Below are 20,275 nucleotides of genomic sequence, written 5' to 3' on the forward strand. Positions count from 1 at the left end.
CACCACCGCGAGGCATGCGACATGGGCTGAGCGCCGTCGCTGACCGGACTCTCAGGCGTGCGCGCACCTCGGCTGAGCGTGCACTCGTCGCGGCAAATCCGGTTATCACAGGGCGGTGAAAGGCCGCTCAAGGTACCCGGCTCCACCTCCGACTAGCCCCCGGCGACTGGCGCGCTTTCCAGGTGACCCTTGAGGCTCGACCAAATCCGCTGTTCCTGGCGCGTCCCCATCCAAGTGACCAGCGGCCCCAGCAGTCGGAGTCCACCCTTGGGCCGTACCTCTCCGGACCACCGCATCCGGGTTCCCTGCGCGACGGGCTCGAACTTGAGCGTGTACTCGATGTCCATCTGTTTCATCGTGGTGGTGGAGGCCAGCAGCCTTGGCCGGTCGTAGCCCGTGTTCTCGATGAGCATCTCTGCGGTGCGTCCCGCCGATCGGACAGCCGACCTGAACCGGACTCCCTTACCGATCGGTCCGGCGGTCTCCTTCTCGGCGCGCACCATTTTCGGGTTGTACTGCGGTTCGTTGGTCTGGTCCGCGACGTAGTCGAACACCACTTCCACGGGACGGCCGATCGTGATCTCACCCTCGATTCTCGCCATGTCGATCCTCCGACTCAGTTACCGGGTTCTCTTGTAAGCGGACTGCGATCGGCCGCGAATGGCCAGAGCGGTTCGGCGATGCCTTAGGGACGAACGTCCCCTCTCGGCCGCACCCCCGGCAGCACCGGGACGCCCCCGGGCATGCTCTGTCATCGGCAGTTGCGCGCGGACAGCGGCAGATCCGGGCGCGCGTAGCCGTCCTCAGCTCGTCGATTGCGTGCCGGAGGCTGCGCTACTGGGGCTGGTCGGGACTGCCGGTGCCCTTTCCGAGTTCGACGCGGCCGATGACGGTGCCGTCGAGGGCGTAGCCCACGAGGGTCGGGTGTGCGTCCGTGGGGAACCAACCCCAGAAGTCGCCGTCGACGAGAAGGGCTGGGTACTCCCGGCCGTCGGGCGTGTGCACCTCAGCGCGCGCTGCGCTCCCGGCTGAAACGATGTACCCGGCGGTCTGCCCTTGGAAACTCACGTCAGCGCCCCCGAAGTCCGCGCCCAGAGGTGTGCTTGCACAGAAGTTGTCAGTGACAGGGGTGAAGGACGACGGGAGCGGGTCTTCCGCGCTTTCGGCGCTTTCTACAACGGCCGTTCGACAGGTGTAGTCGCTACCAGTGGCGAGCACGCTGAAGACCGCGTCGTCCGGGCCCGGCGCTGTGGCCATTCGCTGCGCCCGCGCGGGGTCCACACCCTGATGCCCGTCAACGGACTTCCAGTACGAGAAGACCTCGGTGAACGAATGGAACGTGAGGTCCCCAGCCGCGACAGCGACTCCGGCTCCGAGTGTCGAAGTTGCGGCGAACGCGAGGCTCACAAGGGCCACCCGAGAATGAGCCCGTCGACGCGAGCCTGCGCGTGTGGTCGGTTCGGCCAGGATCGCGGTGAGGCTGGCGTGTGACCATTCCGGGTCCATGGTCACCGGTTCGGGTCGCAGTGCAACGAGCGTGGCGCTGCTGATCTTCATGACATCTCCTGGCTCATGAGCGGTGTGGGAACGAACGCGGAGTGGTCGACGGCTGGCAGTGGCGGCTCATCACGGTTCAGTAGTTCGCGCGCCCTGCTCAGGCGTTTGCGGAAGGTGGCGGGTCTCAGGTTGAGGACCGCTGCTGCTTCATCGGCGGAGAGGCCATCCCAACTGACGAGGAGCAACGCCTCGCGTTGCTCGTCGCTGAGAGCCGCGAGACGACGAAGTGCTTCGTCTCGCCTGACTACCGCGTCGGCGGTGTCTGAAACGGCCGCTGCCGCGTGGTTGAAGAGGGCGATCTTGTCTGCGAGTTGGTCCCGCCTGCGGGTGCTTCTCGAACGGTTCTTGATGACGCCCGCTGCTGTGCGGAGCAGCCATCCAATCGGAGGCTCCGGAACCTCAGGCCAGCGGCGCCATGCGACCAGGAAGGTCTCTGCGACGACGTCTGCCGCCTCGTCCGGACCTAGGTGGCGGCGGGCATACGCCAAAAAGCCGGGGTGCCTCCGAGTGCCAGCAGGCCGTGAACGCTTCCGCCCTGTTCTCCATACTTAGAAGTGTCCGGGAGGCGTGGGTTTGTGACCGACCACCACGCAGGAGCGATCTACCGCTTCATGGCATCCACCGACCGAGCGTCGCCGGAATGCAAGACCGCGCTCACATCGGCATGATCGCGCTCTCAGCGGAAGGTTGCACCGACCCGGTCGCCTATCGGGTCGACGGATAATCGGCTGCCTATCCGGTACCAGCTCCGAAATACTCCTGCCTGTGGCAACGACGGTCCAGACTCTCCAAGAACTGATGACACGGGAGGCGCCGGGCTCACCCGTGGCCATGTACCTGACCGGCTCGTACTGCGACGGCGGGCTGCGCCCGGAGAGCGACCTCGACATCTTGCTCATCACCCGCGTGCCGCTACAGGTCGGCGAGCGTCGCATGCTCATCGCGCACCTTCTGGGCTACTCGGGAAAGCGTGCCACCAGGCAACCGGGCCGACCTATCGAGCTGACCTCACTCGTCTTGGACGACATCAAGCCCTGGCGCTACCCGGCCATGCGTGACTTTCTCTACGGCGAGTGGCTCCGAACCGATTACGAGGCTGGCCGCCTACCCCACCGCGAGACCGATCCCAACCTTCCTGTCATCCTCACGTCCGCCCGCCAGCACTCGTCCGTACTGATGGGTCCGCCGCTGGCCGAACTCACCGAACCCGTGCCCCGGGAGCACCTGACGCAGTCGATGTTCGACGCCCTGCCCAGCCTGCTCGACGACCTCGTCGGTGACGAACGCAACGTCCTTCTGACGCTCGCTCGCATCCTCTTCACGCTCCGCACCGGCCTTATCGCACCGAAGGATGTAGCCGCGGCCGACGTCTGTTCGACCCTCGCATCGGCCCACGCGCACACCCTGGACCGCGCCGCGCGGGCTTATCGCGGCGAGCTCCGCGACGACTGGACCGAGCTCCACTACGAAGCATCAGCCGCAGCCATGGCCCTGACTGACCGCATCTACGCGCTCCGGCCCTGACACCCGATCATCGCCACTGTGCGCGCGCACTTCGCGGCGGACGTTGTCCGGCGTGGGATTCGCCTGAATACTGCCACGGTGGGTATTCGCAACTACCTGGTCGAGGGCGTCTCCGGCACGGGGAAGACGTCGGTGTGTCGAGAGCTGAAGCGGCGCGGCTACCAGGCCATCAACGGCGACCGGGACCTTGCGTACCAAGGCGACCCGGAGACTGGCGCAGCAATCGATAGCGCAGTCCACGAGCACCACATCTGGGACGTCAGTCGAGTGCGGGCCCTTGTGGCCGACGATCGGGAGCCCGTCACCTTCTTCTGCGGAGGCTCTCGAAACTTCTTGAAGTTCATCGATCTGTTCGACGGGGTCTTCGTCCTAGACGTCGATCTCGAAACCTTGCACTGGCGGCTCGACCACCGCCCGCCAGACGAGTGGGGCTCGAGACCATCCGAGCGCGATCTCATCGTCCGACTGCACCGGACCAAGGAAGATATCCCCCGGAACGGGGTGGTGATCGATGCAACGCCACCACTCGCGAAGGTCGTCGACGAGATCCTCCGTCATGTGGGCCAGCTCGATGCTGACAGCGGCGACACCTAAGGAGACCCGGCCAACCGCTCATCGGCCCGAGTGCACTTTCCCTCCCCGCGGCAGTTCCGGATGGTCGCGAGCGCACGCTTACTCGCGGCAGCGAGCGCATAGCGGACTCACTGCAGAAGAGTGCCTAGGGCGGATGCTTCAGGGGTCGTCCCTGAGGACCGCGCCATGAAACGTCACGGCCTCACGCAGATCACGTTCCGCTTGTATGCAGCGTCCCTCGCCCCACAGAAGGGTCGCGGGTTGAGACCTCGCACCCACCAGAAGTCGCGGACTGGGCCAGTTCTTGCGATTGACCAGCAGTTGCGGCCATCCGTCGATGCCGTAGGTGAACCAGTTCCGAGCGATGAGCGCGTGCCAGTTCAGAGCGCCGTGCAGCCTCACGCTGGTGATGTCTGGGCACGGGTGACGTTGCACGATCTTTGCGCCCCGAAGGACGCGCAGTTCACCGTCTGAGACCTCGTAGGAAACCCGTCCGGGGCGTAGCCACCACCACAACGCCACAGGGGCCCCTACGGCGAGGGTCACGACGACGACGAACGCTAGAACTCCCAGCAGTGCCTCTTCGGCGGAGGAGGCGTTATCGCTGAAGGTCAATCCACCCATGATGACGACGCAGACGACAAGGAAGCGCAGTCCAACGAACACCATGGCTGTCCAGGCGCGCGCACTGTCGGGCTCAACTCGCACGTGCACTCGCTGCCCAGCCCCTCAGATTTCCTTCTTTGTCGAACCGTTGCGCCACGCGATGGCACCCCTCAGGGTGTGCAGGCTGTCGCTGCTTGCTTGATCGCTCATCGGCATTATGCACGTCACCTCAACGTCCTCAATTCGGCACGAGCGGACGTTTGCCAACATGATGAGTGAGTGATGCCTACGCCCAGCGAGAGTGAACCGTTGCGCGTCCGGATGATGACCGATGACGTTTCAGGAATCGGCCTGTGGGACCAGTCGGTCACCTACGACGAGGAAGACTTGCCTCTCCCGGACGAGTTGCGGGGACGTCTCCGGCAATGGGTGGACGAGTACACGGCCACCATCGGTGGCGAGAACGCACACTGGACGCTTGACGACCTGTACGAGCACGACCGACGCGGTTACGCCCTGAGCCACGACATGCAACGAGCCCTCGGCCCCAAGTACCGCATCGAGTACGTCTTCGAGACGAGAAGACTGCGACAGGAACTCAAGTCCTCGAGACGGTACGACGAGCCGTGACTCCAGCAGCGGAACGGAGCGGCGTCAACGCGCCGCTTCGGCAAGTCAGAACTTCACGCAGGGCGGCATGTCAGTGCGAATGCCCGTCTGCCCATCTGCCTGTCCGCAACCGTTCTCCACAGGCTCGGTCATAGCGGGACTCCGTTGTCGGTGGTCGCTGCAAGGGTGTTGCCCATGACCACCACCGCCACCGCACCGAGCAGCAGCCGGCTGCTCGACCGCGCCGTGGCGGCCATGGCGACCCGGCGGCACGCGGAGGTCGAGGTGCTGGAAACCGTCCTGGCCTTCGCCCACGCTCACGCGGTCGCGGATGCCGAGCAGGCCGCGGGCTGGCGCTCGGACGCCGCTCCGGCGCCGGGTTCGGCCGCAGCGCTGTTCGGCGAGCAAGCGGTCACGATCGCGGGGCCGGGTGCACCGCTGGTGGCGGAGTTCGCGCCGATGGAGCTCGCTGCCGCGCTCGACCTCTCGCACGAGGCCGCGCTGGCGCTGCTCGGCGACGTCCTCGACCTGGCCCACCGTCTCCCCCGGCTCTGGGCCCTCGTCCGTGACCTCCGGGTCCCGGTCCACGTGGCCCGCCGTGCTGCGCAGGAGTCCCGAGACCTCTCGGCCGACGCAGCCGACCACGCCGACCGGCTGCTGGTCTGGCAGCCGCGCCGACTCAACCCGCACCGCATCGGCGTGCTGGTCCACGAGGCACGCCTCTACGCCGACCCCGACCGCGCCGTCGCCGACCACGACGCCGCCGCGGCGGCCCGCAAGGTCGACGTCCGGCTGGGCCACGGCGCTCCGGGCACCGGCGAGGTGTTCATGGTCCTCGACGAGGCCGACGCCATGGCCTTCGACCAGACCGTCACGACGATGGCCGCGACCGCCGGAGTTCTCGGACACCCCGGGTCCGTCGACGTCCGCCGTGCCCACGCCGTCGGGCTGCTGGCCGATCCGCAGAGGGTGCTCGACCTCCTCGCCGTGGCCGGCGCCGACCCCGACCGGCTCGACGACGACCCCCGGACGTGCCCGGCCGAGGACGCCGCCCACGCCTCGGCGACTCCTTTCGGCCGCGGGGGCGGCGAGGCGGTGATCGTCCTCCACGTCACCGATCGCGCCCTGCTGACCGGCGGCCTCCTGCCCGGCCGCGACGGCGTCGCACGCTCCGCGAAGCTCGGACCGGTCCTGATGGAACGGCTCGCCGGGTGGCTCGTGGCGGCCGGCAAGGTCACCGTCAAACCCGTGCTCGACGTCACGACCATCCCGGCCGTCGACCAGCACGACCCGCCGCCCCGGATGGTCGAAGCCGTGCGGCTCCGTGACGAGACGTGCGTCTACCCCCGCTGCGGGCGGCCCTCGTCCGCCTGCGACCTCGACCACATCGAGGCCTATGTGCCGGTGGACGAGGGCGGGCCGCCGGGCCAGACCCACCCCGACAACCTCGCCCCGCTCTGCCGACGCCACCACCGCGCCAAGACGCATGGCGACTTCGCCTACCGCCGGCGGGCGGACGGGTCCTACGAGTGGACCCTCCCCACCGGCACCCGGGTCACGACCGACCCGCCGCACCGACGACCCTGACCGCCCCGCTGAGCCCGACACCCACCAGGTGAGCGGGCCCTCGGCGCGTCGAGCCCCCGTCAGGCACCGCTGTCCGCGGGCTCGGGACGCCCGAGCGGAGCGAAGGCCCGCGGCAGTCGTCATCGCCGCACGTGGACCTGACGCACGGCCTCGTCGGACGCCCGCCGCCCGGCGATGGCTGCCCGGGCGGGCTACGGCACGATGGCGCAGGTGCACAGCGCCGAGTCCAGCCCCCCGGAGTGGGGCGGCCCCGCCGTCGCCCGCGCGATGAAGGCAGACCTCGAGGCGGCTTCACTCCGAGTGCCGGGGGTCAGCCTGGCGGTCGCGGCACACGGCCGGGTCGAGAGCGCCCAGGCGTTCGGGTTGCTGGCCGCGGACAGGGCCGAGCGTGTCTCCACCACGTCGATGTTTCACGCGGCGTCGATGAGCAAGCTCGTCACTGCCCTGGGCGTGCTGCGGCTGGTGAGCCAGGGCCACGTAAACCTGGACGAGGACGTCAACGGACTGCTGCGGTCATGGCAGGTCCCCGACGACGGGGCCGCAGCGCCCAGTCCAGTGACCTTGCGGATGCTGCTGAGCCACCAGAGCGGCATCGTCGACGCGGAGGGCACCTTCGATGTCTGTCCACCCGAGCTGGACGAACCCGAGCTGCTGGACGTCCTGCGCGGTCGATCCGCGCTCAACCCGCATCCGGTGCGAGTGACGCACGTGCCGGGCAGCCAGTTCTCCTATTCCGACGCTGGCTACTGCGTCGTCGAGCAGGCACTGACCGACGTCACGCTGACCCCCTTCGACGACGTCATGAGACAGCTGGTACTCGACCCGCTCGACATGACCCGTAGTCGGTTCGGGGCCCCGGTCGCCCACTCCGACGACACGGACGTGGCCGCTGGACACGATCGAGGTGGCGCGGTCATCGACGGTCGCCACCCCCGCTACCCCTATCTGGCGGCCGCCGGCCTCTGGTCCACTCCGACCGACCTCGCGCGGGTCCTGTCCGAGCTCCACCAGGCACTGTCCGGCGGAGGAAGGCTCGGCCTCGCTCGCGAGCACGCGGCCGGCATGGTCCGCGGGCAGGCGAGCACCCCATGGGCCGGCCTTGGCACCTTCGTCGGCGGTACCGACCGAGCGCGCATCACGTCGCTGGGCTGGGGTGTCGGCTTCCAGTGCATGCTGCGCGCCTATCCCTACTCCGGAGACGCTGTGCTCGTCATGACCAGCTGCGACCCGGGACGTCCGCAGGACGAGGCGCTCACCGGCCACCTCGTACACGAGGTGGAGACGACGCGGGACTGGGCGCGCCAGTAGTCGTCGTCAGCAGGGCCCGACCGGCATGACGAGGGAGTACGCCACGGGACCAAGTCAGCCCACGATCTCCAAGGCCCGGAGCGCGACGGCGACGTCGAGACGCAGGTCGGGGTCGGTGGCGACGGGGCCGAGGAGACGCTGCAGCTTGCCGACGCGGTAGCGCATCGTGTTGTAGTGGAAGAACTGGGCCCGCGCCGCCTCGGCCACGTTGAAGTTGGTGTCGAGGAGCACCTGGAGGGTCTCGCGCAGGTCGGCGGCCTCGGGCGTCCGCTCGGCGAGCGGGCCGAGCACGTCCTCGGCGTACGCCGCGAGCTCGGCGTTGTCGGGCACCAGGGCGAGCAGCCGGTGCAGCCCGAGCTGGTCGAAGCTGGTGAGCGAACCCGCCCCGCGGACCCGGCGGCCGACGTCGACCGCGCGCCGCGCCTGCTGGTAGGCCTCGGGCAGGTCGGCGAGGGTCGGGGCGACCCGGCTGACACCGGCGGAGAAGGACATCCGCCCGCCCCCGCGGTCACCGCGGACGGCGGACACGACCCGCTCGACGACCGCCTGCCCTGCCGCGGCGTCGCCGCTCTCCGCCACCGGCAGCAGCGTGACCACCTCGGAGGAGAGGTCGACCGACGGGACGCCGGCGTCGACGCCCGCCGCGACCTGCCGCCACGCTGCGGCGAAGCGCTCCTGCCACGCCCGCCGTCCCGGGCCCGACGCGACCCCCGGGACCGCTGCCGGGCCGGCACCCTCGGGTCCGACGGGGTCGAGCTCGGCGACGACGACCACGACCGGGCGGTCCAGCGTCCAGCCGAAGGCCTGCGCGTGCTCGGCGACGTACGACTCGTCACCGGCTCGCCCCTGGAAGACGTCGCGGAGGAAGTCACCGCGGTACTTGTTCTCGACCGCGGTGATCGCCTCCTCGCGGGTGACGAGCAGGGCGGCCACGATCGCGGCCCGTTCGAGCGCGTGCACGTCGGAGGCATGGATGGTGCCGTGCGGCCGCAGCGCGACGAGCCGGGCGAGGTCCACACCTGCCGCCACCACGCGGCGTACGAGCGCCTCCCCCTCACCGACGGCGGTGCCCTCGGTGCCGATCCGCTCCACCCGCACCCGCCCGGTCGGGTCGAGCAGGTCGGCCTCGGCGAGCGCGGTCCGGCCGGCCTCGTCGAGGTGCGCCGCGCGCTCGCGGCCGTCGGTGGAGGTGAAGAGGACACCGCAGCCCAGGGCACGCGAGACCTCCTCGGCGATCCGGCCCAGGTCGCCGCCCTCGAGCACGATGTGCGAGAGCGCGGTGTGGAGCGCGTCGGCGCGCTCGAGCGCCGCCACCGCCTCGGGGTCGCTGCTGAGGGAGTCGCTTGTCAACACGTGGGCCACCTGCCGCCTTCCTTTGTCAGGAACTCACATCGGCGAGTCTGTCACGGGCCGCTAGCGTCGGTGGCTGTGATCACTGTGGCGGCGCCGACCCGGGTCTGGCAGCGGTTGCGTGCGGCCCCGGACGGCCCGCGCGAGGTGGTCCACGCCGGCGCTGCCGCCCTGTACGTCGACCTCGACGGTGACGTCGTCGGCTTGCTGTCGGCCACCGCGACCCGCGTGCCGTGCGGCCTGTGGAGCCGCCAGCCCGACCTGACCGACCTGGCCCGCCGCGAGGTGCGGGTCTCCGGAGGCCGGCTGGTCGTCGGCGACGTGCCGGTCCGGATCTCCCGGCTCGCCGACGTACGCGTCGCGCCGCTCGCTCCCCGGTCGCGGCTCGCGCCCGACGACGGCGGGTCGCGGCCGCTCCCCGATCTGGACCTGCCGGCCGACGGACGGCTCTCCCCCGCCGACGTCGCCCGCCTCGTGGGCCACGGCCCGGGACTGACCCCGCTGGGCGACGACGTGCTCGCCGGTTGGCTGGTGACCCGGGTCGCCGCCGGCGCTCCGGACCCGACGGTGGCCGACGCCGTACGCCGCCTCCGCGGCCGCACTACCGGCCTCTCGGGCACGCTGCTCGACTGCGCACTGCGGGGCGAGGCGTTGCCCGAGCTGCGCACCTGGCTCACTGCCCTCGGCACCCCCGCCGAGCCGATGGCCACCGAGGCGCTGGAGCGTGTCGGCGCCACCAGCGGCACGGGTCTCCTGACCGGGGCGGCGCTGGCGCTCCGGTCCCTGGCGGCCCACCACATCGACCACCCCGGGAGGGTTGCGTGAAGGACCACGTCGAGATCCGCCGCGGCGCGTACGCCGACTCCGTCGCACTGCTGCAGGTGAGCCGCAGCGTGCAGGGCACGCCCGGTGTGGAGGCCGCGCAGGTCGCGATGGCGACCGGGCTCAACCTCGAGGTGCTCGCCGGCATGGGCTTCATGGTCCCGCCCGAGGCCTCGGCCAACGACATGGTGGTGGCGCTGCGGCTCGCCGACGACACCGTCCTCCCCGCTGCCCTGGCCGCCGTCGACGCCGCCCTCGCGCCCCGCCGCCCCACGTCCGGGGCCGGCGAGGTCGCTCCCCCGCGGACCACGGCCGCGGCGCTGCGGGGGGCCGGCGAGGGCGACCTCGTGCTGGTCTCGGTCCCCGGGGCGAGCGCGGTCGTGGAGGCCGTCGACGCCGTCGAGGCGGGCCACGACGTGATGCTCTTCAGCGACAACGTCCCGGTCGACCAGGAGGTCGCCCTCAAGCGGCTGGCCGCCGACCGCGGACGGCTTGTGATGGGCCCCGACTGCGGGACCGCCGTCGTCGACGGCGTCGGCCTGGGCTTCGCCAACGCCGTGCGTCCCGGCCGGATCGGGCTGGTCGCCGCATCCGGGACCGGCTGCCAGCAGCTGCTCGCCCTGCTCCACCACGCGGGCGCGGACCTCGAGGGCGTCGGCGTCCGCTGGGCGCTCGGGGTCGGGGGTCGCGACCTGTCGGCGCCGGTCGGCGGCCTCGCCACCCGGGAGGCGCTGCGCCGGCTCGACGCCGACCCCGATGTCGACCTGGTGGTGGTCGTCTCCAAGCCGCCGGCGCCCGAGGTGGCCGACGCCCTCGCCGCGGACGCCGAGGCCCTCGGCACCCCCGTCGAGCTCGGGCTCCTCGGACCCGGCCAGCGCGACCTGACCACGGTCGCCGAGGCCGCACTCGCCCGCCTCGGCCACGACTCCCCGCAGTGGCCCGTGCACGGCGCGGACAACACCGGCCCCGCCGTCGGTCCCCTGCTGCGCGGGCTCTTCGTCGGCGGCACGCTCTGCGACGAGTCGATGCTGATGGCGACGCAGGCGCTCGGCCCGGTGCGGAGCAACATCCCGCTGGCCCCTGAGCTCGCGCTGGGCGACGACCTGCTGCCCGACACCCACACGATGGTCGACTTCGGCGACGATGCCCTCACCCAGGGTCGCGCGCACCCGATGATCGACCCGACGCTGCGCCTCGAGCAGGTCGCGGCCACGGCCGCCGACGAGCGCACCGGCGTGCTGCTCCTCGACGTGGTCCTGGGCCACGGCGCCGAGCCCGACCCGGCCGCCCTGCTGGCTCCCGCGATCGAGGCCGCCCGGGCCCGGCGACCGATCCCCGTCCTGGTCAGCCTCGTCGGCACCGACCTCGACCCGCAGGACCTCGACCGCCAGCGCGACGCCCTCGTGGCCGCCGGTGCCGAGGTCCACCTGTCCAACGCCGGTGCGACCCGTCGCGCGCTCGACCTGATCGCCGCGACGACCGCGGGCGAAGGGAGCACCCGATGACCAGCCCGCTCACCGGAGTCGTCAACGTCGGCGCCGACATGTTCGCCGACGCCGTCGAGGCGCAGGCCGTCCCCGTCGAGCGCGTGGACTGGCGTCCGCCGATGGCCGGCACCGAGGCCGACCTCGCCGCCGTGGCGACGGACCCGCGCCGCGACGCCGCCAACCGGCGGGCCGTCGAGGCGATGCTCGGCGTCACCGCCACCCTCGTCGACGTCGCCCCCGCGTCCGAGGTCCTCGGCCTCGAGCCCGGCCAGTTCCTGCACGCCGGGCCGCCGATCGAGTGGTCGCGGGCGTCCGGACCGCTCCGCGGCGCGCTGATGGGCGGCGCCGCCCTCGAGGGCCTGGTCGACGACCCGGAGGACGCGGTCGCGCTCTTCGAGGACGGCGGCTCGGTGACCCTCGAGCCTTGCCACCACCGGTCGGCCGTGGGACCGATGGCCGGTGTGGTCACGCCCTCCATGTGGATGTTCGTCCTCGAGGACGCGGAGACCGGTCGGCGTACCCACTGCTCGCTCAACGAGGGGCTCGGCAAGGTGCTGCGGTACGGCGCCTACGGTCCGGACGTCCTCGAGCGGCTCCGCTGGATGTCCGCGGTGCTCGGGCCGCTGCTGCGCGCCGGCGTGCGGTCGGCGGACCCCGTCGACGTCACCGGGATCCTCACCCAGATGCTGCAGATGGGCGACGAGGCGCACAACCGCAACCGTGCCGGCACGCTGATGCTGATGCGCGACCTCGCCCCCGCGATGGTGACCAGCGGCGCCGACGCCTCGGACGTCGCCGCGGCCCTGCGCTTCATCGGCGGCAACGACCACTTCTTCCTCAACCTCGCCATGCCCGCGTGCAAGCTCGCCCTCGACGCCGCGCGGGACATCGAGGGCTCGACCATGGTCGTGGCGATGGCCCGCAACGGCACGGACTTCGGCATCCAGGTCTCCGGCACGGGCGACGAGTGGTTCACCGGTCCCGCGCAAGTGGCCGACGGGCTCTTCCTCGGCGACTACGGCCCTGACGACGCCAACGCCGACATCGGGGACTCGGCGATCACCGAGACCGCCGGCATCGGCGGCTTCGCGATGGCCACGGCTCCCGCGATCGTCCGCCTGGTCGGCGGCACCGTCCCCGACGCCCTGGCCACGACCCGGCGGATGCACGAGATCACCCTGGCGGAGAACCCCCGCTGGTCCGTCCCGGTCCTCGAGTTCCAGGGCACGCCCACCGGCATCGACGTCACCCGCGTGTGCCGCACCGGCATCCTCCCGCAGATCAACACCGGGATGGCCGGGCGCGAGGCGGGCGTCGGACAGGTCGGGGCCGGACTGGTCACGCCACCGGCTGAGATCTTCCCCTCAGCACTCGCGGCCCTCGCCGCCCGCGTGCCGAACTGACGCGCACCCACCTGCGCGGGAGGATGGGCGCATGACCCTCGACCCGATCACCGCAGAGACCGTCGTCCCGGTGACCCCCACCCAGGCGTTCGTGGGTTTCACCGCCCAGATGGGCGAGTGGTGGGACCCCATGCTCACCCCCGACCCGGCGACGTTCACCAGCATCGAGATCGACCCCGAGGGTGACGTGGCCATGGTGCACACCGACGGCGAACGCTACGTGTGGGGCCGGGTGACGACCTGGGAGCCGCTCGGGCACTTCGCCCAGGAGTTCTGGCTCGGCCACGAGCAGGCGCAGCCGACCCAGCTGGACGTCACGTTCATCGACGCCGAGCCGGGCACCCGGGTCCACCTCGAGCACGGTGGCTGGGTCGAGGGCTCGGAGGACGTCCGGGCGCGGTACACCAACTGGGAGCACCTGCTCGCGCGCTTCGCCGCCTTCGTCTCGTGAGCGCCGGCCTGGTCGTCCGGCCCGCCCGCGAGTCCGACCTCGAGGCGATGGCCGAGCTCACGGGCCGCGCCTACACCGAGGTCGACGAGCGGACGTTCCAGCGCGACTGGCCGGGCCCCGAGCCGCGTACGCCGGAGCGCAACGCCGCCTGGGCCGCGCGGACCGCCCACGCGCTGCGCACCGACCCGGAGGGCTGCTGGGCCGCCGAGCTCGACGGCCGGGTCGTCGGGTGCGCGATCTCGCGTGTCCGCGAGCTGATGTGGCTGCTCTCCTCCTTCGCGGTCGCCCCGGAGGTCCAGGGTCGCGGCGTCGGCACCCAGCTGATCGCCGCAGCCCTGCACCACGGGCGCGGCTGCCTGCGCGGGATGCTCTCGGCGAGCGCCGACCCCGCCGCCGTGCGCCGCTACCGGCTGGCCGGCTTCGACCTGCACCCGCAGATGTTCCTCACCGGGACCGTCGACCGCGACGCGCTGCCCGTCGTGGAGCGGGTGCGGGAGGGCAGCGCTGGCGACATCGACCTGATGAACTCGATCGACCGGCAGGCCCGCGGCGCAGCGCACCTCTCCGACCACGAGGCCCTGATGGCGCAGTTCCGCGTCATCGTCAAGGAGACGTCGTCGAGCCAGGGCTACGCGTACGTCGACGGCGGGGGGTCACCGGTCCTGGTCGCGGCGAGCACGCGTCGTACGGCCTCCGACCTGGTCTGGGAGGCCTTCGCCTCCTCGGCGCCCGGCTCCACGGTCTCGGTGCACCACGTCACCGCCGTCAACCAGTGGGCCATCGACGTCGGGCTCGCCGCACGGCTCTCCGTGCACACCAGCGGCTACCTGTGCGTGCGCGGCATGAAGCCGCCGGCGCCCTACGTGCACCACGGCTCGATGCTCTGAGTCAGCGCATGTCGGTGCCGGGCTCGAGGCGGGCACCGGCGGGCACCTCTCCCCCGACCTTGCTGTCACGGCCCGCGAGCACGACGTCCTCGTTGCGGGCCAGGCGTGCGCTCGGCAGGGCACCCACCCGGGCCCCGCCCAGGACCTCGCAGCGCTCGTCGAGGACGGCGGTGCACACCTCGGCGCCCGAGCGCACGACGCAGTCCTCCATGAGCACGCTGTCGCGCACCACGGCCCCCTTCTCGACGACCACGCCGGGACCCAGGACGCTGCCGATCACCTCGCCGGACACGTCACAGCCGGGCGAGAGCAGGGAGTCGCTGACCACACCGGTCCCGCGCACACGGGCTGCGGGACGGTCCGGCCAGTGCGAGATCACCGGCATCGTGTCGTGGTCGAAGACGTCCACCCGTCCCGCCAGCAGGTCGCGGTGGGACTGGAGGTAGAGGCCGGGCTGGCCGACGTCCTTCCAGTAGCCGGTCATCGGCACGGCGACGACCTTCCCCGTCTCCACGAGCCGGGGCAGGAGGTGCTCGCCGAAGTCGCCGAGGCCGCTGTCGCCGCCCTCCTGGTCACCGGCGAGCTCGGCCCGCAGCTCGCGCAGCGTCCGCAGCAGCACGGCGGTGTCGTAGACGAACACCTCGGTCGCGACGGTGCCGGACGACGGCTTCGAGGGCTTCTGCTCGATCGCGGTGACGGTCCCGTCGGCGCGCGCGATGACCACCACGTTGTCCGAGGCGTCCTTCTTGGTCACCTCGGTCGTCACGACCGTGGCGGCACGACCCGCGGCGACGTGCTCCTCGATGACGGGCGCCAGGTCCATGTTGAAGACGTGGTCGGCGCTGCACACCACCAGCGTCGGCGCCCCGAATGCCTCGATGTCGGAGGACATCCGCAGCAGCAGGTCGCCGTTGCCGTGGGCGAACCCGCTCTCGGTCGCCGGTCCGGTCCCGGTCTGGGGCACGATCCGGCGGAAGCCGCCGCGGTTGCGGTCCAGGCTCCACGCGCGCCCGCCGGAGAGGTACTCGTCGATGGAGGTCACCTGGTACTCCAGAGACACCCACACGTCGACGAGGTCGGCGTGCACGAGGGCCGAGAGGGCGAAGTCGATGAGCCGGTGGACCCCGCCGTACGGCAGCGCGGGCTTGGCGCGCTCGCGGGTCAGCACGTCCATCCGGCCCCCCTGTCCGCCCGCCTGGACCAGGGCCAGGACCTCACCGCGTCGTGCCATCGTGCTCTCCTCGCGTGGTGCTGGGCGTCGTGCCCCGGTCGGCGGTCGCCGACGTGTGCTGTGCACACCTTGGCATGCCGGGTGGGACGTCCGTCACGGCCACCTAGGATGGAGCCATGAGCCTCGTCGACCTCCCGCTCCTCCCGCTCGGCAAGGGCCGCGACCTCGACGCCGAGCGAGGGGTGGAGTGCCCCGGAGACCTGCCGGCGGCGTCCGACCCCGACCTCGTCGAGCGGGCCCGTGCCGCCAAGGCCGCCCTGGGCGATCGCGTCTTCGTGCTGGGGCACCACTACCAGCGTGACGAGGTCATCCAGTTCGCCGACGTCACCGGCGACTCCTTCAAGCTCGCCCGCGACGCGGCGGCCCGGCCGGACGCGGAGTACATCGTCTTCTGCGGCGTGCACTTCATGGCCGAGTCCGCCGACATCCTCACCTCGCCCTCCCAGGCGGTCGTGCTGCCCGACCTGGCCGCCGGCTGCTCGATGGCCGACATGGCCCGGCTCGCGCAGGTCGAGGACGCCTGGGACGCGATGGCCGACGCGGGCGTGCAGGACAGCGTCGTACCGGTGACCTACATGAACTCCAGCGCCGACATCAAGGCGTTCTGCGGGCGCAACGGCGGCGTCGTGTGCACCTCGTCCAACGCGGACGTCGCCCTGGAGTGGGCGCTCGCGCAGAAGGCCCACCTCGGCGACGACGCCAAGATCCTCTTCCTCCCCGACCAGCACCTCGGGCGCAACACCGCCGTGCTCCAGCTGGGCATGTCCCTGGACGACTGCGTGGTGTGGGACCCGCGGCAGCCGCGCGGCGGGCTGACGGTCGAGCAGCTGCGCGACGCGCGGATGATCCTGTGGAAGGGCCACTGCTCGGTGCACGGCCGCTTCAGCGAGGACGTCGTCGACGAGCTGCGCGCCCAGCACCCCGGCATCAACATCCTGGTCCACCCCGAGTGCAAGCACGAGGTCGTCCTCAAGGCCGACCTGGTCGGCTCGACCGAGTTCATCATCAAGACCATCGAGGCCGCCGAGCCCGGCACCACCTGGGCCATCGGCACCGAGCTCAACCTGGTCAAGCGGCTGGCGGACGCCCACCCGGACAAGTCGATCGTCTTCCTGGACCGCAACGTCTGCTACTGCTCGACGATGAACCGCATCGATCTGCCGCACCTCGTGTGGGCGCTGGAGTCGCTGGTGGACGGCCAGGTCGTCAACCGGATCACCGTCGACCCGGACACCGAGCGGGAGGCGCTGGTCGCGCTGCAGCGGATGCTGGACCTGCCGGGCAAGTCGCACCGCGACTAACGGACCCGACGCGGTCGCTCAGTCCTCGAGCGGCCACTCGGCTGCCCGGCCGGGCAGCTCGTCGAGCGCCTCGCTGAGCCGCTCGGCGCTGCGCAGCGCCCGGCCGACGAGCTCCTCGACGTCGTCGGCGCCGGCGGCCATCTCGTCCTGGGCGAGCTCGAGGGCGAGGGTGACCGCGGCCACCGGGTTCTGGAGGTCGTGGCGCGCCTTGCGGGCGAAGGCCACCAGGTCGTCGCGGGAGGTCACAGTCCCGGAGCATTCCACAGGGCGAGCCAGCGCTGCATGTCCCGCTCCATGGGGAGCTCCGCGGCGAGCTGGTCGCGTACGGCGATCTCGGTGAGGTTGTCGCGCTGGTGCGGGCCGGTGGGCGCGAAGGCGTAGAAGGTCCCCTGCTTGTAGAGGTAGACCAGCCCGAAGGTGCGGCCGTGGCCGGTGAAGGACACCATCGAGCACAGCAGGCCCGAGGCGAAGCCCTGCTCCTCGAGCAGGGTGTTGACGGCGTGCAGGTCGGTGCACAGGCCGGACAGGTCGGTGGGGTCGCCCTGGACGACCAGCCAGGTGAAGCCGAACTCGTCGCCGGTGACCGTGACGTCGGGCGTGTCGGGGTCGTCGTCGAGCAGGCGGGTGATCTCGTCCCGGGTGCGGTCGAACGCCGCCCCGGCGGCGGAGCGGAAGCACACCGACCCGACCCCGGTGGGCGCGTAGCCGGCCCCGGTCTCGAGGGTGACGGCCGCGCTCGGCACCAGGAACAGGGCGTCGAGGTTGTTGGCCGTCTGCCGGCGGCGACCCGTGACGACGTCGAGCCAGCGCATCAGGCGGTCGGCCTGCCGAGCTCGGCCTGGATGCGGGCGAGCTGCTCGAGCCGCTGCTCCAGGGAGGGGTGGGTGGCGGTGAGGGTCTGCAGCGTCATGCCGCGCACGGCAGGGACGATGAACAGGGAGTTGACCGCGCTCCCCGCGCGCAGGTCCCGCTGCGGGATCGCGTTGACGCCGCCCGCGATCTTGGTCAGCGCGGAGGCGAGCGCCTGCGGCTTCATGGTCAGGTAGGCGCCCGAGCGGTCGGCACACAGCTCGCGGTAACGGGACAGCAGGCGCAGGAGCAGGAAGCTGATGGCGTAGACGACGAGGCTGACGGTGATCGCGATGAGCACCGCCGGCGCGCCGCCGCTGTCGCGTCCCCGGCTCAGGCCGCCGAACTGTGCCCCGCGGGTGAGCATCCCGGCCGCGATGCCGGCGGAGGACGCGAGGGTCATCACCAGGACGTCGCGGTGGGCCACGTGGCTCAGCTCGTGGGCCAGGACGGCCTCGAGCTCCTCGGCGTCGAGGGTCTGCAGGATGCCGGTCGTCACGCAGACCACGGCCCGGTCGGGCGACCGACCCGTGGCGAACGCGTTGGGCATCGCCATGTCGGCGATCCCCACCCGGGGCTTGGGCATGTCGGCCAGCGCGCAGAGCCGGTCGATCATGCCGTGCAGCTCGGGGGCCTGCTCGGGCGTCACCTCGCGGGCGCGCATCGCCCGCATGGCCACCTTGTCGGAGGACCACCACTGGTAGAAGGCGACGCCGATGCCGCCCACGCCGATGAGGAACGCCAGGCCGGGGCTGTCCACGGCGAACATCAGCCCCACGACGAGACCCACGAAGAGCGCGCCGAGGAGGAACATGACCAGCGTCATGCGGGCGGTGAGCCCGGAGTCCTTGATGAAGCGGTTGGTGGCCATGTGCGTGGGGGTGAGCCGCCCGTCAGCCCGGGATGAGGCCGCCGTCGGCGAGGAGCTCGCGCACCTCGTCGATGGTGGCGTCGCCGGGCGGCAGGATCAGGTCGGACTGGTCCAGGGAGTCGTCGGGGTGGTGGGTGCCGTGGTCGCGGACCCCGGCGAGCAGGCTCTCCAGCGCGGTGCGGAAGGCGGCCTCGTCGCCGGCCTCGACCGCGGCCTCGACCGCCTCGTCGAGCCGGTTGAGGGCGTCCAGGGAGTCGTCGGAGACGTCGTACTGTCCCTCGCCGAGGATCCGGACGATCATGCCTGGCCCTCGTTGGTCTCCCGCTTGACGGGCAGCTCCTCCGACGACTCGTCCAGGATGTCGCCGCCCTCGATGGCCTGCGGCTGCGAGGCGCCCTTGAGCCGGGCCAGCTCGGCCTCGACGTCGGACTGGCTGCTCATGGCCTCGAGCTCGCGGGCGATGTCGTCGCCGGCGTTGACGGCGGTCGCGTCGTCGAGGGCGCCGGAGGCGATCAGCTCGTCGATGGCACCGGCACGGGCCTGCATCTGGTGGGTCTTGTCCTCGGCGCGCTGGATGGCCATGCCGACGTCGCCCATCTCCTCGCCGATGCCGGAGACGGCCTCGCCGATGCGGGTCTGGGCCTCGGCGGCGGTGTAGTTGGCCTTGATCGTCTCCTTGCGGGTGCGGAAGGCCTCGACCTTCGCCTGCAGCCGCTGCTGGGCCAGCACGAGCTTCTCCTCCTCCCCCTGGAGGTTGGCGTGCTGGGCCTTGAGGTCGGTGATCTGGGACGTCAGGCCCGACTTGCGGGTGAGCGCCTCGCGGGCGAGGTCCTCACGTCCGGCGCCGATGGCCTTCTCGGCCTGGCCCTGCAGCTTGGCCGCCTGCTGCTCGAGCTGGTTGACCTGGAGCTCGACGCGCTTGCGGCTGGTGGCGACGTCGGCCACGCCGCGACGCACCTTGCTGAGCAGCTCGAGCTGTCGCTGGTAGCTGTAGTCCAGCGTCTGGCGCGGGTCCTCGGCCTTGTCGAGCGCCTGGTTGGCCTTGGACTTGAAGATCAGGCTGATCCGCTTCATGAGACTCATGGGGGTGCGGCCCCTCTCGTGTGATGACACCCTCGTGTGATGGCTTCACCCTAGGACCAAACCCAAGGCGCAGGTAGCAGGTTGGTACGCCGGTAGGCTGGGTCCTGCTCACCCACACAGACCCGAGGGCCCCCACGTTGTTCCGTCGCACGAAGTCAGAGACCACCACTCCCGTCGAGACCGCCGCCACCGACACCAAGGTCGGCGGCAAGGGGCGGCCCACACCGTCGCGCAAGGAGGCCGAGGCCGCGGCCAAGGCCCGCGCCAAGGTCCCGCGCACCCGCAAGGAGCAGATGGCCGCCCAGCGCGCCGCGCGCGGCGAGTCGAGCTCCAAGGTCCGCCAGGCCATGAGGACCGGCGACGAGCGCTACCTCCCGGCCCGCGACAAGGGCCCCGTGCGCCGCTTCATCCGCGACTTCGTGGACTCCCGCTTCTCCTTCATCGAGCTCATGGTGCCGCTGCTGATCGTCACGATGATCCTCGGCTACTCCGGCAACGCCTACCTCGCCGGAGTGGGCAACACCGTGCTGCTCGGCACGCTGCTGCTCGTGGTCGTCGACCTGGTCATGCTGCGCTTCCGGCTGCGGCGCGAGCTCACCCGTCGTTTCCCGGGCGAGTCGCTCAAGGGCACGACCTACTACGGGGTCATGCGGGCGATGCAGATGAAGTTCATGCGGCTTCCCAAGGCCCAGGTCAAGATCGGGCAGAAGCTCCCCGAGCACTACCGCTGACCCGACACTGCGGACAGGTCCTGTCCGCAGTGTGCGGGAGGGTCG

23 protein-coding genes are annotated in these 20,275 nt (G+C 71.3%); 12 read left to right on the forward strand and 11 right to left on the reverse strand.

Annotated features, from left to right (window positions below):
- Nucleotides 1-152 precede the first annotated feature (152 nt).
- The 3 genes from DAI17_RS19365 to DAI17_RS19375 all read right to left on the reverse strand — a co-directional run bounded on the left by DAI17_RS19365 (nt 153) and on the right by DAI17_RS19375 (nt 2,045).
- On the reverse strand, nt 153-602 hold the full coding sequence (locus DAI17_RS19365) for an SRPBCC family protein (RefSeq protein ID WP_107774884.1): 450 nt from the start codon (nt 600-602) through the stop codon (nt 153-155).
- 232 nt (nt 603-834) lie between these two features.
- Nucleotides 835-1,557, reverse strand: coding sequence for a hypothetical protein (locus tag DAI17_RS19370; RefSeq protein WP_159081652.1), 723 nt, complete (start codon nt 1,555-1,557; stop codon nt 835-837).
- Complete coding sequence (locus DAI17_RS19375) at nt 1,554-2,045, reverse strand: RNA polymerase sigma factor (protein WP_107774886.1); 492 nt, start codon at nt 2,043-2,045, stop codon at nt 1,554-1,556. The genes DAI17_RS19370 and DAI17_RS19375 overlap by 4 nt, the downstream gene beginning before the upstream one ends.
- A gap of 277 nt (nt 2,046-2,322) precedes the next feature.
- Between DAI17_RS19375 and DAI17_RS19380 the strand changes: the two genes are divergently transcribed.
- Nucleotides 2,323-3,081: an aminoglycoside adenylyltransferase family protein gene (locus DAI17_RS19380; protein ID WP_159081653.1), complete on the forward strand. Its 759-nt coding sequence runs from the start codon at nt 2,323-2,325 to the stop codon at nt 3,079-3,081.
- An 18-nt stretch (nt 3,082-3,099) separates the two neighbouring features.
- A complete protein-coding gene (locus DAI17_RS19385; RefSeq protein WP_234412612.1) occupies nt 3,100-3,675 on the forward strand; it encodes an AAA family ATPase in 576 nt (191 codons plus the stop codon).
- 138 nt (nt 3,676-3,813) lie between these two features.
- Here DAI17_RS19385 and DAI17_RS19390 read toward each other — a convergent pair whose 3' ends face one another.
- Nucleotides 3,814-4,362 carry a hypothetical protein gene (locus DAI17_RS19390; RefSeq protein WP_159081654.1) on the reverse strand — a complete coding sequence of 183 codons (549 nt, stop codon included), beginning with the start codon at nt 4,360-4,362 and terminating at the stop codon, nt 3,814-3,816.
- Between the two features lie 180 nt (nt 4,363-4,542).
- Here DAI17_RS19390 and DAI17_RS19395 point away from each other — a divergent pair, with 180 nt between their 5' ends.
- From DAI17_RS19395 to DAI17_RS19405, 3 genes are all read left to right on the forward strand, one after another.
- Nucleotides 4,543-4,890, forward strand: a complete 348-nt coding sequence (locus DAI17_RS19395; protein ID WP_107774889.1) for a hypothetical protein — start codon at nt 4,543-4,545, stop codon at nt 4,888-4,890.
- A 174-nt stretch (nt 4,891-5,064) separates the two neighbouring features.
- Nucleotides 5,065-6,456, forward strand: a complete 1,392-nt coding sequence (locus DAI17_RS19400; RefSeq protein ID WP_107774890.1) for an HNH endonuclease signature motif containing protein — start codon at nt 5,065-5,067, stop codon at nt 6,454-6,456.
- Nucleotides 6,457-6,723: 267 nt separating this feature from the next.
- On the forward strand, nt 6,724-7,764 hold the full coding sequence (locus DAI17_RS19405) for a serine hydrolase domain-containing protein (protein ID WP_234412618.1): 1,041 nt from the start codon (nt 6,724-6,726) through the stop codon (nt 7,762-7,764).
- A gap of 54 nt (nt 7,765-7,818) precedes the next feature.
- Here the strand turns inward: DAI17_RS19405 and DAI17_RS19410 are convergent, their stop codons facing one another.
- Nucleotides 7,819-9,117, reverse strand: coding sequence for a PucR family transcriptional regulator (locus DAI17_RS19410; protein ID WP_199905221.1), 1,299 nt, complete (start codon nt 9,115-9,117; stop codon nt 7,819-7,821).
- A 75-nt stretch (nt 9,118-9,192) separates the two neighbouring features.
- Here DAI17_RS19410 and DAI17_RS19415 point away from each other — a divergent pair, with 75 nt between their 5' ends.
- Genes DAI17_RS19415 through DAI17_RS19435 form a run of 5 tightly spaced genes read left to right on the forward strand, consistent with a single transcriptional unit; the run spans nt 9,193 to nt 14,164 of the window.
- Nucleotides 9,193-9,939, forward strand: a complete 747-nt coding sequence (locus DAI17_RS19415) for an oxamate carbamoyltransferase subunit AllH family protein (protein ID WP_159081655.1) — start codon at nt 9,193-9,195, stop codon at nt 9,937-9,939.
- Nucleotides 9,936-11,441 (forward strand): FdrA family protein, encoded by a 1,506-nt coding sequence (locus tag DAI17_RS19420; protein ID WP_107774894.1) that lies wholly within the window; start codon nt 9,936-9,938, stop codon nt 11,439-11,441. The genes DAI17_RS19415 and DAI17_RS19420 overlap by 4 nt, the downstream gene beginning before the upstream one ends.
- Nucleotides 11,438-12,826 carry a YlbE family protein gene (locus DAI17_RS19425; protein WP_107774895.1) on the forward strand — a complete coding sequence of 463 codons (1,389 nt, stop codon included), beginning with the start codon at nt 11,438-11,440 and terminating at the stop codon, nt 12,824-12,826. Before DAI17_RS19420 ends, DAI17_RS19425 begins: the two co-directional genes overlap by 4 nt.
- Nucleotides 12,827-12,857: 31 nt before the next feature.
- Nucleotides 12,858-13,277, forward strand: a complete 420-nt coding sequence (locus DAI17_RS19430) for an SRPBCC domain-containing protein (protein WP_107774896.1) — start codon at nt 12,858-12,860, stop codon at nt 13,275-13,277.
- Nucleotides 13,274-14,164, forward strand: coding sequence for a GNAT family N-acetyltransferase (locus tag DAI17_RS19435; RefSeq protein WP_107774897.1), 891 nt, complete (start codon nt 13,274-13,276; stop codon nt 14,162-14,164). The genes DAI17_RS19430 and DAI17_RS19435 overlap by 4 nt, the downstream gene beginning before the upstream one ends.
- Nucleotide 14,165: 1 nt before the next feature.
- Here DAI17_RS19435 and DAI17_RS19440 read toward each other — a convergent pair whose 3' ends face one another.
- Nucleotides 14,166-15,395, reverse strand: a complete 1,230-nt coding sequence (locus DAI17_RS19440; RefSeq protein WP_107774898.1) for a glucose-1-phosphate adenylyltransferase family protein — start codon at nt 15,393-15,395, stop codon at nt 14,166-14,168.
- A 116-nt stretch (nt 15,396-15,511) separates the two neighbouring features.
- On the opposite strand from DAI17_RS19440, the gene nadA reads away from it, so the two are divergent.
- Nucleotides 15,512-16,696, forward strand: coding sequence for a quinolinate synthase NadA (gene nadA / locus DAI17_RS19445; RefSeq protein ID WP_107774899.1), 1,185 nt, complete (start codon nt 15,512-15,514; stop codon nt 16,694-16,696).
- 18 nt (nt 16,697-16,714) lie between these two features.
- On the opposite strand, the gene DAI17_RS19450 is transcribed toward nadA, so the two are convergent.
- Genes DAI17_RS19450 through DAI17_RS19470 form a run of 5 tightly spaced genes read right to left on the reverse strand, consistent with a single transcriptional unit; the run spans nt 16,715 to nt 19,499 of the window.
- Nucleotides 16,715-16,942 carry a histidine kinase dimerization/phospho-acceptor domain-containing protein gene (locus DAI17_RS19450; RefSeq protein ID WP_107774900.1) on the reverse strand — a complete coding sequence of 76 codons (228 nt, stop codon included), beginning with the start codon at nt 16,940-16,942 and terminating at the stop codon, nt 16,715-16,717.
- Nucleotides 16,939-17,508, reverse strand: coding sequence for a PspA-associated protein PspAB (gene pspAB, locus DAI17_RS19455; RefSeq protein ID WP_107774901.1), 570 nt, complete (start codon nt 17,506-17,508; stop codon nt 16,939-16,941). The genes DAI17_RS19450 and pspAB overlap by 4 nt, the downstream gene beginning before the upstream one ends.
- The gene (gene htpX, locus DAI17_RS19460) at nt 17,508-18,416 is read right to left on the reverse strand and encodes a zinc metalloprotease HtpX (protein ID WP_107774902.1); all 909 of its coding nucleotides are present in this window, start codon (nt 18,414-18,416) and stop codon (nt 17,508-17,510) included. Before htpX ends, pspAB begins: the two co-directional genes overlap by 1 nt.
- A gap of 22 nt (nt 18,417-18,438) precedes the next feature.
- On the reverse strand, nt 18,439-18,717 hold the full coding sequence (pspAA, locus tag DAI17_RS19465; protein ID WP_107774903.1) for a PspA-associated protein PspAA: 279 nt from the start codon (nt 18,715-18,717) through the stop codon (nt 18,439-18,441).
- Nucleotides 18,714-19,499, reverse strand: coding sequence for a PspA/IM30 family protein (locus tag DAI17_RS19470; protein WP_107774904.1), 786 nt, complete (start codon nt 19,497-19,499; stop codon nt 18,714-18,716). The genes pspAA and DAI17_RS19470 overlap by 4 nt, the downstream gene beginning before the upstream one ends.
- 137 nt (nt 19,500-19,636) lie before the next feature.
- Here DAI17_RS19470 and DAI17_RS19475 point away from each other — a divergent pair, with 137 nt between their 5' ends.
- Entirely contained in the window at nt 19,637-20,230 is a 594-nt protein-coding gene (locus DAI17_RS19475; RefSeq protein WP_107774905.1) for a DUF3043 domain-containing protein, read from the forward strand.
- Nucleotides 20,231-20,275 lie beyond the last annotated feature (45 nt).

Origin of the sequence: Nocardioides sediminis (genome assembly GCF_003047295.1) — a bacterium.
Classification (GTDB): domain Bacteria; phylum Actinomycetota; class Actinomycetes; order Propionibacteriales; family Nocardioidaceae; genus Nocardioides; species Nocardioides sediminis.